The following is a 12,179-nucleotide window of genomic DNA, read 5'->3' as shown; positions in this document are numbered from 1 at the left end:
GCGGCAGTGCCCTAGGGGATCTGCTCCACGCGGACGCCGGGCACGGCCTCGTACAGGCCGGGGTCGGCGGTGATCAGCGGCCAGCGGCGCCACCGGGCGGACCAGGCGGCCTGCGCGGCGTCCATGCCGAGGTTCGGGATCGTCGTGACCAGCAGGCCGGTCTGCTGGGCGATCACGTCGTCCAGGTCGTCGACGTGCACGACCTGCATGCCGGGCAGGCGCTCCAGCACCGCGCGGCCGTGGTCGGGGACGAGCTGCCAGGCGCGGGCGAGCGAGGTCGCCGGGATGACGATCGTGGCGTGCTGGGCGATGGACGCGCGGAGCCGGGCGCGGACGTAGACGGTCTTGCCGGTCGCGAGGTCCAGGAGTGCGGTCGCGTCGAAGACGTGACCGGTGATCACGCGACGTCCCGGCGGGACGAGGGTCCGCCCTCGACCAGCCGGTCGACCATGGCCTGCTCGTCGGGGCTCGGCGGCCCGAAGAGGTCGTCGATGGTGGACGCGTCCCGCAGGTAGGCCAGCTTCAGCCGCGCGCCGTCCGCGAGGAATCCCGACACCGAGGCGATCTTCTTGTCCTCGGCGAGCCCCTGGAGCGTGGCGGCAAGCTCGTCGGGCAGCGTGATGTTGAGTCTCGCCATGGAGCACACGATACACACTCGGAGGCCCTCCAGTGTGTACTCAGGGGGTCGAGGTCTCGGGGCGGAGCGTCGCGAGCGTTCCGGCCAGCCAGTCCCGTTCGGCCGCGGACGTGACGCGGGCGATGTGCTGGATTCCGGCCTGGAACGGTGATGCCAGCTCGTCCTGGCGGAGGGGCCGGTCGCCGTCGGCGAAGAATCCGCGCTTCGGGTCGTCCAGGAAGTCCAGGCGCCGCCGGAGGACCGCCGCCTGGGCCTCGGGCGACGGCAGCAGGTGGAGGAACGCCAGGAGGACGAAGTACCGGTTGCGGTCCGAGATCTCCAGGTCGTCCGGCCCGGTGAGGCGGCGGAGCAGCTCGGTGCGGCCCGCGCCGGTGAGCGTGAAGACCTGCCGGGCCGGGCCGCCTTCGCCGGGTTCGGTGCGGCCGGCCAGCAGGCCGCGGCGCCGCATCCGCTGGAGGGCCGGGTACAGGGAGCCGTCGCTGACCGGGCGCGCGTGGCCCATCAGCAGGGTGATGCGCCGCCTCAGCTCGTAGGCGTGCATGTCATGTTCGGCGAGGAACCCAAGGATCGCGAGTTCGAGGATGGCCTGTACCTCCCGTCTCGGCGTGCGTGACATCGCGCCGAACGCCGCCACGGCCGTGAGCACGATCCCGGCCGCCGCCAGCTGGAGCGGTGACAGGCGTTCTTCCAGGACGACCGCCCCGAGCGCGATGGAGACCACCGGGGCCGCGAAGGAGACCAGTGAAGCACGGACGGCGCTCACCCGCTGGACCAGCACGGTGTTCGCCAGCCATCCGAAACCCGAACAGACCACCCCGAGCGCGGCGGTGGCCGCCCAGGCCGCCGGGCTCCACGCGATGTCCGGGACGTGGACGGCGGCGAACGGCGCCGTCACGATCGCCGCGACGGTCATCTGGGCGCAGGTGAGGGTGAGCGCGTCCTCCGTCCGGAGCCGGCTCCGGACGGCCAGGTTGGCGCACGCGTAACTGACCGCCGCCGCCAGCGGGAGGAGCGGCCACAGGGACCGCCCGGACGCGTGCCCGCCCGTCGTCAGCAGCGCCGTCCCGCCCAGCGCCACGGCCAGGCATGTCGTCTGCGCGGCCCGAAGGCGTTCGGCGGGCAGCAGGACGTGGCCGCCGGCCGCGATCCAGATCGGCGTGCTCGCCAGGAGCAGCGACGACAGGCCCGTCTCCACGTGGTGCTCGCCCACAGTGATCAGGACGGACGGCACCGCCGCGCCGCACAGCCCGACGAGGAGCAGGTCGACCGGTCTGTGCCGAGCGAGCCTGGAGAGCGCGGCGACCGCGGCCGGCCCGCCGCCCCGCGCGGCCATGACCGCGAGCAGCGTCAGCCCGGCGAGGCCGAACCGGGCGCAGGCCAGCACGTCGGCCGGGAGTGCGCGTCCCGCTATCGCGATGAGCAGGAAGGGGACACCCAGCGTCAGGGCTACCCACCCGCCTAGGAGGCCGTTCCACCATCTACCGGACACGCCGGAACAGTACCTCGTTTCGAGGTACTGCGCATTTCCCCGGCCCGTCGTGTCGATCCGGGGGCCGGCCGTTCGTGTAGAGGGCAGAACATCGGTGCTCGAGAAGGACGGTGAGGAAGATGGACGAGGTCCGGACGCTGCTCGACGGCCGCGGACTGGTCGAGTCGCCGCGCTGGCACGACGGCAGGCTGTACTTCTCCGACTGGACGGCCGGGGAGGTCGTCGCGGTGGGGCTGGACGGGGCCGCCGAGGTGGTGGCGCGGGTGAAGTCGCTCCCGCTGTGCACCGCCTGGCTCCCGGACGGCCGGCTGGTGATCGTCTCGTCGGGGGACGGGCGGCTGCTGCGCCGGGAACCGGACGGATCCCTCGCCGCGCACGCCGAACTCGGCCGGCCCGGATGGAACGACATCGTCGCCGACGGCCGCGGCGACATCTACGTCAACCGCGTCAACTTCGACCCGATGGCGGGGGAGGACATCGAGCCCGGGACGGTCGCCCTGGTGCGGGCGGACGGCTCCGTGCGCGAGGTGGCGGACGACATCGCGTTCCCCAACGGGATGGCCGTGACGCCAGACGACTCCACGCTCATCGTCGCGGACTCCTACCGGAGCCGTCTCATGGCCTTCGACATCGGCGCCGACGGGGACCTGTCCGGCCGCCGGGTGTGGGCCGACCTCGGCGATGGCGTCCCGGACGGCATCTGCATGGACGCGGAGAACGCCGTCTGGTACGCCGACGTCCCCAACCAGCGGTGCGTGCGCGTCGCGGAGGGCGGCGAGGTCCTGCGCACCGTCGACCTCGACCTCGGAGGCTTCGCCTGCGTGCTGGGCGGGCCGGACGGGACCACGCTGTTCGTCACGGCCGCCGAGTGGCGCGGCATGACCGAGGCCGAGATGGTGGCGCCCGGCAGCGGCCGGGTGCTCACCGTCGAGGTCGACGTGCCGGGCGCGGGCCGGCCCTGACGCACGTCCGGCCCCAGGTTGATCAACCGGCGGGTTTGCGGGAGCCCGCGGGCGGCAGGCGGAACAGTCCTTGAAGCCGCCGCAGGGCCTCCCGGTCGCCGGACGCCGAGGCGGCGCCGCTCCGGATCGCCTCGCTGAGGGTGCCGCCGGCGCCGGTCAGACCGACGAGCGCATCCTCGCTGATCGTGATGGTCGCGTCCGGGCGCTGGGCGGGGCCGTGGAGCACCTCGGCCGTCCCGTCGTCGATCCGGGCGTGGAAGACCTCGTCGTCGACGCGGAACTCGTAGACGGCGTGGAGCCCGGCGGCCGCCTCGGGATCGAAGCAGGCCTGCAGGCCGAGCACCGTCCAGCCGGGGTGGAAGGTCTCCTCCGGCCGTCGCTCGCCCATCGCCCACCTCAGCCCCCACCTGGCGATCGCGAGGATCGCGGGACCGAGTTCCTCGCCGGCCTCGGTGAGGGCGTACGCGGGGGTGCGGGCGGGCGGCGGCAGCGTGATCTTGTGGACCAGGCCCTCGCGCTCCAGGTGCTTCAGCCGGGCGGCGAGCAGCCCGGTGCCGAGGCCGCGCAGGCTGGCCTGCAGGTCGCCGAACCGCTTCGGCCCGGTCAGCAGCTCGCGGACCAGCAGCAGCGTCCAGCGCTCGCCCACCAGGTCGAGGGTGCGCGCGGTCGCGCAGTACTGGTTGTACGTTCGCTGTTCCACCGCATCACTCTAGGCCGGATCACACCAGGCTCGGCGCCTCCAGGAGCACGCGCGCGATCGCCTCCGGATCGGTGACCATCACGTCGTGCGGGCCGTCGATCGGAAGCGTCCGGTACCCGAGGGACGCGCCGAACTCCTTGAAGGGGAAGGTGCCCGGCTCGCAGTGGACCGCCGTGCCGGGGATCCGGTCGACGGCGCCGCTCAGGCGGGTGGTCTCGGTGAACGTCCGCAGCGGCTGCGGGACGAGCCGCGGGGCCAGCCACTCCGCCTCGTCGGTGACGCCGAACATCGCCGGGGGCAGGGCCGGGATGAAGCGGCCGTCCCCGTTCGCCTCGGCCGACTTGCGCATCGCCTCGACGAAGTAGTCGGGGGCCAGGCCGAACAGGCTCGCGCCGTCGGGTCCGGCCCATCCGTCCACCATCACGATGTGGTCGACGGCGTCGGGACGCGCGTCGGCGGCCTCCCGGACGACCAGCCCCGCGTAGCTGTGCCCGACGAGGATGCATGAATCGCGGACGGTGTCGATGGCGGCGGCGACCATCTCGGCGTGGTCGTGCAGCCCGTGGTCGCCCCGGAGGTCCGGGGTGAGCGTGCGCACTCCGGCGGCGGTGAGCGCCGGGACGACCCGGTCCCAGGCCGAAGGCCCGTGCCAGGCACCGTGGACGAGAACGAACGTGGTCATCGGTACTCCTTGTCGCGCAGAAGGGGGAGCACCCGGTCGGCGAACTCCTCCAGGGCGGTGTCGTGGTCCTCGGCCGCCAAGCGGATGACGAGGTGGCGGGCGCCTGCCGCGGCATAGGCGTCCAGCCAGGCGGCGGCCTCGGCGGGCGGTCCGGCGAACATGGCCTGGATCGACGCGACGAACTCCAGCGGCGCGTTGTAGTAGCGCTCGATGCTCGTCCGCAGGCGGTGGCGGGCCTTCTCCGGGTCGTCGTCCAGGCAGAGCGTCGCGTAGAGGGCCGGGGTGGCGGCTCCGATGACCTCGCGTTCCTCCGCGTACGTCGCCGCCTCGGGCGGGTAGGGGAGCCATCCGTCGGCGAGACGGGCCACGCGCGGCAGTGCCGGCCCGCCCCCCGCCAGCCAGATCGGCGGCCCTCCCGGACGCTTCGGCGGGGGCGCGAGCCGCACGTCCGAGAACGCGAAGTGCCGGCCCTCGTAGGAGACCGCGCCTCCGGACCAGAGCCGCCGCATCGCCTCGATCGACTCCTCCATCCGGCTGACGCGGCGGCCGAACCCGATCCCGACCGCCGCGAACTGGGCCTCGGTGGCGGGCACCGGGAACCCGGCCCCCATGCCCGCGATCAGCCGCCCGTCCGACAGGCGGTCGAGCGTGGCGAGCTGGTGGGCCAGCAGGATCGGATGGCGCAGGGCCGGCAGCAGCACCGCCGTGCCGAGCGCGACCCGCTCGGTGGCCTGCGCCGCGGCGGCCAGCAGCATCAGCGGATCGGCGCGCGGCCTGGTCACGGGACTGTCGCCCGCCCAGACCGAGTCCAACCCCATCTCCTCGGCGCGTCGCGCCTGGGCGATGAGGCGCCCGGGTTCATGCTCGCCCAGCAGGTCCTGCTCTCTCGTCGGCAGCAAGTAGCCGACCTCCAGCCTGGCCATCGTCCCCTCCGACCGATCGGGTTCAGCAACCATAACCATGAACTTCTTATTTTTGAAGTACATAGTTCAGGGAGCAGTAGAGTCGAGGGGCATGACAAGCCGTCGCCGGAGACCATCACGATCAAGAACCCCCGACCGAGGGCAGGGGGCGAGAACACCGCGTCGGCGTTGCCGAACGGCCTGCGCGCCGCTAGATCCCCTCGCCCGTCAACCGCCACGCCTGCACCGTGGCGAGCGCGGCGACGGCGATGACGACGATCGGGAAATAGGGGAAGCCCAGGAAGCCGAGAGCGCCCGGCGCCACAGGAGAGACCGCTAGCACGCGTTCCTGGGCGGGCCAGAACGCCGCCCCGTACGCGGCCGCTGGGATGAGCACTCCTCCCAGGAGCATCGGAAGGCGAAGCCCGCGGGACCAGATCGCGTCCGCCATGCACACGACGCCCCCGGCGAACAGGGCGATGCCGACCGTGCCGAGCAGTTCGACACCGAAGAGCCATGCCCTGGAGATGGCGGTGTCCTCCTGGGTCTTCTTGGCCTCCTCATAGGAGATTCCGCCGCCGTTGGCGGGTCCTCCTCCGTAGGAGGTCACGCATTCCTGGCCCGGCGCCTGGACGGCCTGTCCGCACTTCGGTTCGCTGGTGTCCACCGCGTTGTCGGCCGTGTAGGCGTTGCTCAGGCTGAACACGGCGGCGACCACGCTCACCGCGAGCAAGCAGCTCCCCAGGGCCAACTGGAAGCGTTGCACCGCTCTCCTCCGTTCCCCGGTGAGCCCTTGCGTCCGGGGCGGCCTCGACGACACGTGATGAAAGCGAAGCAGAGAGTCGGTGCCTGCCGCTACCCGGCGGCATTACTTCCAAGGCGGTCGCTTTCTGAGGAGTGGTCGCCCCGGTAGGGTGCCGAATGGCATGAACTGATGCGGGGTGCCCCATGTGGGGAGAATCGGGAAGCCGGTGAGAATCCGGCACGGGCCCGCCGCGGTGACCGGGGAGCAGCCGCCCACGCGCGTAGGCGCGGCCACTGGCCGTCAGGCCGGGAAGGCGGGCGGTCGAGCATCGATCCGGGAGTCCGAAGACCGGCCTCGCTCCACACGGCCGCCGCGTTCGCGGCGGCCTGTCGCAGCGGGAGCCTGCCCATGGACATCTATGACGCCATTCACCGCCGCCGCGACGTGCGCGGCGAGTTCACCGGGGAACCGATTCCGCGGGACGTCCTTGAGCGCGTCCTGGCGGCCGCGCATGCCGCGCCGAGCGTCGGGCTGTCCCAGCCGTGGGACTTCGTGCTCGTGCGCGATCCCGCGATCCGGCGGGCGTTCCACGGCCACGTCCGGTCCGAGCGGGCCGCCTTCGCCGCAACCCTGACGGGCGCCGCCGCCGAGCGCTTCGCCCGGATCAAGATCGACGGGGTGCTGGAGTCCAGCCTGTCGATCGTGGTCACCTACGATCCCGAGCGCGGCGGCCCGGCGGTCCTCGGGCGGCATGCGATCGCCGACGCCGGGCTGTACTCCGTCTGCCTGGCCATCCAGAACCTGTGGCTCGCCGCGACCGCCGAGGGGCTCGGCGTCGGTTGGGTGTCGTTCTACCGGGAGCCGTACCTGCGCGACCTGCTCGGCATCCCGGAGACGATCCGCCCGGTGGCCTGGCTCTGCCTCGGCCCCGTCACCCACCTGGAACGCATTCCGGATCTCGAACGGCACGGCTGGCGGCGCCGCAGGGCACTGGACGCCGCCGTCCATCACGACCGCTGGACGGAGCCGGCGGGCTGACCCGGAGGCGGACGGCCATGTAGGCCAGGAAGGACAGGCCCGCGAGCAGGTAACAGTTGGCGACCGGGGTCAGGAGGTGGAAGCCGTACTCGCGCGGGCCGCCGTCGCGGGGCGTCCACCACAAGGACGAGACGGCGAAGAGGACGTAGGCGGCCGCGGCGCTCTTGCGGTGGCCGTTCCGCAGGAGCACCGCCAGGGCCGGGACGATCCAGACCCAATGGTGCGCCCAGGAGATCGGGGAGACGATCAGGCCCGTCGCGCCGGTGACCGCCGTCGCGCTCAGCCAGTCGCCTCGCCTCGCCCAGACGGCGGCGACCGCCAGGCTGGAGACGCCGATGGCCAGTGGTACGGCCGTGTACCAGTCGCCGACCTCGGCCGCTCCCCCCGATATGCGGGCCAGCGCGCCGTAGAGGGACTGGTTGCTGATGTACGGGGCGCCAACGCGAGAGGTGTCGTAGAAGGTGTGCAGCCAGTAGAGGCGGGACGCGTCCGGGGCGACGGCGTAGGCGAGGACAGTGCAGACGGCGAAGGTCGCGGCGGCCGTGGCGGCGTCCTTGGTCCGACGGCTCAACAGGAGCAGGACGACGAAGACGGCGGGCGTCAGTTTGATCGCGGTCGCCACTCCGATGCCGATTCCGGCCGGGCGGCCGCGGGCGACGCGGTACAGGTCGGCGAGGACCAGGGCGAGCAGGAAGAGGTTGACCTGTCCCAGGAAGAACGACTGCCAGACCGGCTGGAGGAGCAGGCCCGCCGCCACCACGACCACGAGCGGAATTCTCTGGCCGGCCATTCTCGCCGTCAGCGCGCACGCCCCTGCGAAGGCGCCCAGCGAGGCCAGTTGCCACAGCATGCGGGCAAGGACGAGCGGCAGGGCGGCCAGCGGAACGAACAGCGCCGCCATGAAAGGCGTGTTGGTGAAGTAATGGTCGGCGACCTGTCCCTGGTAGAGGCGCGAGCCGTCCGTCACGATATGGCCGCCCAGCCAGTAGATACGAAAATCCAGGGAGTCGTACACGGCGGAGAAGACGACCACTCCGAGGACTTCGACGGCGAGGAGGAAAGGCGCCCAGCGCTTCATGCCGGCAACGGTGTCGCCGGAGGCCCGGGCCGCACATCGGGCCACCGGACACATTGGCGAAAGGCGCTTGTAGCCTGCGGGACTACGCCCCCGGGCCAATGTGCCGGGACGGGGGCGGCGGTTACGATCGGCGCATGTCAGCCCTGCCGTTGCGCCGCCTGAGCCGCGGCACGGGGACGGTCCTCGCCTGGAGCGGCGCCGCCGTCTACCCGGTGGTCCTGTTCCTCACGTTCTCCCATGGAAGGACCGCCTTCCAGCAGTTGGAGATCCCCCTCTCGACCGGGCTCACGGTCCTCGTGCTCTTCCTGCTGCGGCGCCGGGCGACGGTCGCCCACGTGATCCTGCTCCTCGCCTGGATCCTCGCCCTGCTGGCCCTGCCGGTCGGGACCGTCGGCGGCCTGCTGGTCCTGCTCCCCGGCGTCTCGGCCGGGTACATCACGGCGACCCGTCCGCGGAAGGTCTCCGTCCCCGTCGCCGTCACCACCTTCCTCCTCCAGGCCGCGGCGGTCACCGCGTTCCTGCAGGCCGACGAGGTGCTGCTGATGACCGTCCTGCTGGGGGCGGCCGTCGCGTTCATGGCGGGGAACTCGATCAGGACGCGGCGCGGGCACGCCGAGGCGATGCGGGAGCAGGCCACCGCGCAGGCCGTCTCCGCCGAGCGGCTCCGGATCGCGCGGGAGCTGCACGACATGGTCGCCCACAGCATCGGGATCATCGCGATCCAGGCGGGCGTGGGCGGACGGGTCATCGACACCCAGCCCGCGGAGGCCCGCAACGCGCTTCAGGCCATCGAGGCCACCAGCCGCGACACCCTGTCCGGGCTGCGGCGGATGCTCACCGCCCTCCGCAAGGACGACCCGGGGGCGGCGCCGCTCGGCCCCGCCCCCGGCCTCGCCGACCTGGACCGCCTCGCCGAGGCCGCGCGGGACGCGGGCGTCGCGGTCGACGTCCGGACGGCGGGCGAGCCGAGGCCCCTGCCGCCGGACGTCGACCTGTCCGCCTACCGGATCGTCCAGGAGGCGGTCACGAACGTCGTCCGGCACGCGGGCACCGACCGCTGCCGGGTGACGGTCGGCTACGGCGACGGCGACCTGGCCGTCGAGATCGAGGACGACGGGCGCGGCGGCGTGGTGGGCACCGGGTACGGCCTCGTCGGGATGCGGGAGCGGGTCGCGCTGCTGTGCGGCGAGTTCGCCGCCGGGCCGCGCCCCGGCGGAGGGTTCCGGGTGGCGGCGCGGATCCCGGCGCCGGCGGCAGCCGCATGACGATCCGCGTCCTGCTGGCCGACGACCAGCCGCTGATCCGCGCCGGCCTGCGCGTCCTGATCGCCGACACCCCCGGCATGGAGGTCGCGGGCGAGGCCGCGACCGGGGCCGAGGCCGTCCGGCTCGTGGCGGAGACGGCCCCGGACGTCGTCGTCATGGACATCCGCATGCCCGACATGGACGGCATCGAGGCCACCCGGCGGATCAGTCGCGCGGGCCCCGGCACCGCCCACGTCCTGATGCTGACCACCTTCGACGACGACGACTACGTCTACGGCTCGCTCAGGGCGGGCGCCGCCGGCTTCCTCGTGAAGGACATGGCGCTGGAGGAGATCCTGGCGGCGATCCGCGTCGTCGCCGGCGGGGACGCCCTGATCGCGCCGAGCGTCACCCGGCGGCTGATCGAGGAGTTCGCGGCGCGTCCGGAACCGGCCGCCGGGCGGGCGCGGCACGTGGAGGGCGTCACCGAGCGCGAGCGGGAGGTGCTGACCCTCGTCGGGCGCGGCCTGTCCAACCAGGAGATCGCCGCGGAGCTGGTCATCAGCGTGGCCACCGCGAAGGCGCACGTCGCGCGGCTGTTCGCCAAGCTCGGCGCGCGCGACCGCGTGCAGCTCGTCATCATCGCCTACGAGCTCGGCCTCGTAGCGCCCCCTACAGGCGGTAGTACTACCTGACGTGGTGAGGTCCGGGACCGTCGGATAATCTGGATCGCGTGAAGGGTCTGGGAGAGCTCGAACGCACCGTCATGGAGGTCCTGTGGGCACGGGAGGAAGCCGGACGCCCGGCGGCCACCGCCCGTGACGTGAGCCGTGCCCTCGCCGACGACCGCGACCTCGCGCACACCACGGTCATGACCGTCCTCGACAGGCTCGCGAAGAAGGGCTTCCTGGAACGCGAGCGCGACGGGCGCGCCTGGCGCTACCACCCGGTGGCGAGCCGCGAGATGTACGTCACCGAGCTCATGCTCGGGGCCCTGAACGAGACCGGTGACCGCGACGCGGCGCTCGCGCACTTCGTCCGCTCCGTGTCGAGCGACGAGATCGACGTGATCCGCCAGACCCTCGCGGGCATCACCGGCAAGGAACCTCCGGCATGACCGGCACCGCCCTGCTCGCATTGATCTCACTGGGGACCGTCGGCGGGGCGCACCTGCTGTCCCGGGCCCGGTGGACGTGGCGCACGCCCCGGATCGGGATCGCGCTCTGGCAGGCCCTCGGGCTGTGCTGGGGCGTCGCCACGATCGGCGCCCTGCTCGGGCTCGCCCTGATCCCGTACCGCAAGGGCGTCCTCGGCGGGCTGCCCGGCCTTTACGACGACCAGGCGGCCCGGCTCAACCCGGTGCAGGTGGCGGCCCTGCTCGCCGCGATCAGCCTGACCGGCGTGCTGCTGGTCATGCTGATGTTCGCGGTGCTGCGGGTCGTGCGGGCCCGGCGGCGGCACCGGGCGCTGCTCGCGCTGGTGTCGCGCCGCGACTCCTCGGTGCCCGGCACCCTCGTCCTCGACCACCCCGGCGCCGCCGCGTACTGCGTGCCGGGCGTCCGCTCGTCCAAGGTCGTCGTCAGCGCCGGCACGCTGGAACTGCTCGACCGCGGCGAGCTGGCCGCGGTGCTCGCGCACGAGCGCGCCCACGCCCGCGAGCGGCACGACCTGGTGCTGCTGCCGTTCGCGTCGCTGCGCCAGGTGTTCCCGCAGTTCCGGCTGGTCGGACGCTGCCTGGACGCGGTGGAGCTGCTGATCGAGATGGCCGCCGACGACCGGGCCCGGCACGGCCGGCCGCCGCGCGAGCTGGCGACCGCGCTGCTGCGCTTCGCCGCCGCCCGCCCGGCCGCCGCGCCGTCCGGCACGCTCGGCGTCGCCTCGCACAGCGACATCCCGGTGATGGCGCGGGTGAACCGGCTGCTGGAGCCGGAGCCGCTGCCCCGCCGCGTCCGCGTCGCCGCGTCGATCGCCGTCCCGGTCATCGCCGGCCTCCCGCTGCTGCTCCTCGTCCTGCCGCACTAGTTTTTTCGCAGTCCCGGCCCACTTCGCTCGCCTGGGGGCTCGCTACGCGACCGGAACTGGGCGAACGCGGCATCGCTTCGCGATCTGCCCGGCTCCGCTCGCCTCCGGCTTCGCTCCACCGGGCAGGTCACGCGTTCGCGCGCACGGCCGAGGCCCTTTCGCAACACGCCCTGCCCCTCCGGCGCCGCCCACCGGCCGCTAGTCGGCCAGGACCGTTCCGTAGAGGCGGTCGACGTGGAGGCGGATCACCAGCCGCCGGTCCTTCACCATCTGCTCCAGGAACGCCCGCTCGTCCGCCGGGTCGTCGAAGCCCGGCGTCATGGCGAGGAGCTCGCGCCCGGTCGCGTCACCGGCCTCCTCGCTGACGTCCGACAGCTCGGCGGTGCCCTCGGCGACCGCGAACGACAGGTGCCCGGGCCCGGACGCGTGCAGCGCGGCGCGCGGGTCGCGGCGGAGCTGCTTCACCTTCGCCCGGTCGGCCGTCGTGGAGATCCGCAGGACGCGCTCGTCCGGATCCCACGTGTAGACGACCGTGGAGACGTGCGGGTGGCCGTTCTTCTTGTTCGTGGCGAGGACGGCGAACTGCTGCTCGCCGAGGAGCCGGGACAGCTCGTCCTCGGTGACGGGCTTGGGGCCGGGTCCCTGGCCGGGGCCGTACTCGGTCATCGTGATCTCCTTCA

General features: G+C 72.9%; 15 protein-coding genes and 1 riboswitch. Of the genes, 6 read left to right on the top strand and 9 right to left on the bottom strand.

All coding sequences use genetic code 11. From position 1 onward, the window contains the following. Positions 1–11: 11 nt before the first annotated feature. From ABWI07_RS18185 to ABWI07_RS18175, 3 genes are read right to left on the bottom strand one after another with little or no spacing between them, the layout of a single operon-like run. Positions 12–401 (bottom strand): hypothetical protein, encoded by a 390-nt coding sequence (locus tag ABWI07_RS18185; protein WP_149263025.1) that lies wholly within the window; start codon positions 399–401, stop codon positions 12–14. Continuing rightward, positions 398–637, bottom strand: a complete 240-nt coding sequence (locus tag ABWI07_RS18180; protein ID WP_149263024.1) for a ribbon-helix-helix domain-containing protein — start codon at positions 635–637, stop codon at positions 398–400. Before ABWI07_RS18180 ends, ABWI07_RS18185 begins: the two co-directional genes overlap by 4 nt. A 40-nt stretch (positions 638–677) precedes the next feature. Continuing rightward, entirely contained in the window at positions 678–2,126 is a 1,449-nt protein-coding gene (locus ABWI07_RS18175) for an EamA family transporter (RefSeq protein WP_353819193.1), read from the bottom strand. A 119-nt stretch (positions 2,127–2,245) separates the two neighbouring features. On the opposite strand from ABWI07_RS18175, the gene ABWI07_RS18170 reads away from it, so the two are divergent. After that, complete coding sequence (locus ABWI07_RS18170) at positions 2,246–3,088, top strand: SMP-30/gluconolactonase/LRE family protein (RefSeq protein ID WP_149263021.1); 843 nt, start codon at positions 2,246–2,248, stop codon at positions 3,086–3,088. Between the two features lie 22 nt (positions 3,089–3,110). On the opposite strand, the gene ABWI07_RS18165 is transcribed toward ABWI07_RS18170, so the two are convergent. From ABWI07_RS18165 to ABWI07_RS18150, 4 genes are all read right to left on the bottom strand, one after another. After that, a complete protein-coding gene (locus ABWI07_RS18165; protein WP_149263020.1) occupies positions 3,111–3,788 on the bottom strand; it encodes a winged helix-turn-helix transcriptional regulator in 678 nt (225 codons plus the stop codon). Between the two features lie 19 nt (positions 3,789–3,807). Then, complete coding sequence (locus ABWI07_RS18160) at positions 3,808–4,470, bottom strand: alpha/beta fold hydrolase (RefSeq protein WP_149263019.1); 663 nt, start codon at positions 4,468–4,470, stop codon at positions 3,808–3,810. After that, positions 4,467–5,393 (bottom strand): LLM class flavin-dependent oxidoreductase, encoded by a 927-nt coding sequence (locus ABWI07_RS18155; protein ID WP_149263018.1) that lies wholly within the window; start codon positions 5,391–5,393, stop codon positions 4,467–4,469. Before ABWI07_RS18155 ends, ABWI07_RS18160 begins: the two co-directional genes overlap by 4 nt. A gap of 190 nt (positions 5,394–5,583) precedes the next feature. Then, positions 5,584–6,138 (bottom strand): hypothetical protein, encoded by a 555-nt coding sequence (locus tag ABWI07_RS18150; RefSeq protein WP_353819192.1) that lies wholly within the window; start codon positions 6,136–6,138, stop codon positions 5,584–5,586. 156 nt (positions 6,139–6,294) lie between these two features. Next, positions 6,295–6,488, top strand: a riboswitch (cobalamin riboswitch). Between the two features lie 37 nt (positions 6,489–6,525). Here ABWI07_RS18150 and bluB point away from each other — a divergent pair. Next, entirely contained in the window at positions 6,526–7,155 is a 630-nt protein-coding gene (bluB, locus tag ABWI07_RS18145; protein ID WP_149263016.1) for a 5,6-dimethylbenzimidazole synthase, read from the top strand. Here the strand turns inward: bluB and ABWI07_RS18140 are convergent. Next, positions 7,049–8,233 carry a glycosyltransferase 87 family protein gene (locus ABWI07_RS18140; protein ID WP_353819191.1) on the bottom strand — a complete coding sequence of 395 codons (1,185 nt, stop codon included), beginning with the start codon at positions 8,231–8,233 and terminating at the stop codon, positions 7,049–7,051. The two genes, bluB and ABWI07_RS18140, sit on opposite strands and share 107 nt — an antisense overlap. Positions 8,234–8,367: 134 nt before the next feature. On the opposite strand from ABWI07_RS18140, the gene ABWI07_RS18135 reads away from it, so the two are divergent. The 4 genes from ABWI07_RS18135 to ABWI07_RS18120 are packed head-to-tail and all read left to right on the top strand — an operon-like array spanning position 8,368 to position 11,499. Beyond that, complete coding sequence (locus ABWI07_RS18135; RefSeq protein ID WP_353819190.1) at positions 8,368–9,498, top strand: sensor histidine kinase; 1,131 nt, start codon at positions 8,368–8,370, stop codon at positions 9,496–9,498. Next, entirely contained in the window at positions 9,495–10,172 is a 678-nt protein-coding gene (locus ABWI07_RS18130) for a response regulator (RefSeq protein ID WP_353819189.1), read from the top strand. The genes ABWI07_RS18135 and ABWI07_RS18130 overlap by 4 nt, the downstream gene beginning before the upstream one ends. A 38-nt stretch (positions 10,173–10,210) precedes the next feature. Next, positions 10,211–10,594 carry a BlaI/MecI/CopY family transcriptional regulator gene (locus ABWI07_RS18125; protein ID WP_149263012.1) on the top strand — a complete coding sequence of 128 codons (384 nt, stop codon included), beginning with the start codon at positions 10,211–10,213 and terminating at the stop codon, positions 10,592–10,594. Beyond that, entirely contained in the window at positions 10,591–11,499 is a 909-nt protein-coding gene (locus ABWI07_RS18120; RefSeq protein WP_149263011.1) for a M56 family metallopeptidase, read from the top strand. Before ABWI07_RS18125 ends, ABWI07_RS18120 begins: the two co-directional genes overlap by 4 nt. A 198-nt stretch (positions 11,500–11,697) precedes the next feature. On the opposite strand, the gene ABWI07_RS18115 is transcribed toward ABWI07_RS18120, so the two are convergent. Further along, complete coding sequence (locus ABWI07_RS18115; protein ID WP_149263010.1) at positions 11,698–12,165, bottom strand: pyridoxamine 5'-phosphate oxidase family protein; 468 nt, start codon at positions 12,163–12,165, stop codon at positions 11,698–11,700. Positions 12,166–12,179 lie beyond the last annotated feature (14 nt).

The sequence above is a fragment of the Actinomadura sp. NPDC000600 genome (genome assembly GCF_040492135.1).
Lineage (GTDB): Bacteria > Actinomycetota > Actinomycetes > Streptosporangiales > Streptosporangiaceae > Spirillospora.
This window is presented reverse-complemented; position numbering and strand designations above follow the sequence as displayed.

Excerpts from the sequence above, each read along its gene's own strand:
- ABWI07_RS18140 (WP_353819191.1), bottom strand. The coding sequence starts at position 8,233 with ATGAAGCGCTGGGCGCCTTTCCTCCTCGCCGTCGAAGTCCTCGGAGTG.
- ABWI07_RS18160 (WP_149263019.1), bottom strand. The coding sequence starts at position 4,470 with ATGACCACGTTCGTTCTCGTCCACGGTGCCTGGCACGGGCCTTCGGCC.
- bluB (WP_149263016.1), top strand. The coding sequence starts at position 6,526 with ATGGACATCTATGACGCCATTCACCGCCGCCGCGACGTGCGCGGCGAG.
- ABWI07_RS18170 (WP_149263021.1), top strand. The coding sequence starts at position 2,246 with ATGGACGAGGTCCGGACGCTGCTCGACGGCCGCGGACTGGTCGAGTCG.
- ABWI07_RS18115 (WP_149263010.1), bottom strand. The coding sequence starts at position 12,165 with ATGACCGAGTACGGCCCCGGCCAGGGACCCGGCCCCAAGCCCGTCACC.
- ABWI07_RS18155 (WP_149263018.1), bottom strand. The coding sequence starts at position 5,393 with ATGGCCAGGCTGGAGGTCGGCTACTTGCTGCCGACGAGAGAGCAGGAC.
- ABWI07_RS18135 (WP_353819190.1), top strand. The coding sequence starts at position 8,368 with ATGTCAGCCCTGCCGTTGCGCCGCCTGAGCCGCGGCACGGGGACGGTC.
- ABWI07_RS18180 (WP_149263024.1), bottom strand. The coding sequence starts at position 637 with ATGGCGAGACTCAACATCACGCTGCCCGACGAGCTTGCCGCCACGCTC.
- ABWI07_RS18130 (WP_353819189.1), top strand. The coding sequence starts at position 9,495 with ATGACGATCCGCGTCCTGCTGGCCGACGACCAGCCGCTGATCCGCGCC.
- ABWI07_RS18120 (WP_149263011.1), top strand. The coding sequence starts at position 10,591 with ATGACCGGCACCGCCCTGCTCGCATTGATCTCACTGGGGACCGTCGGC.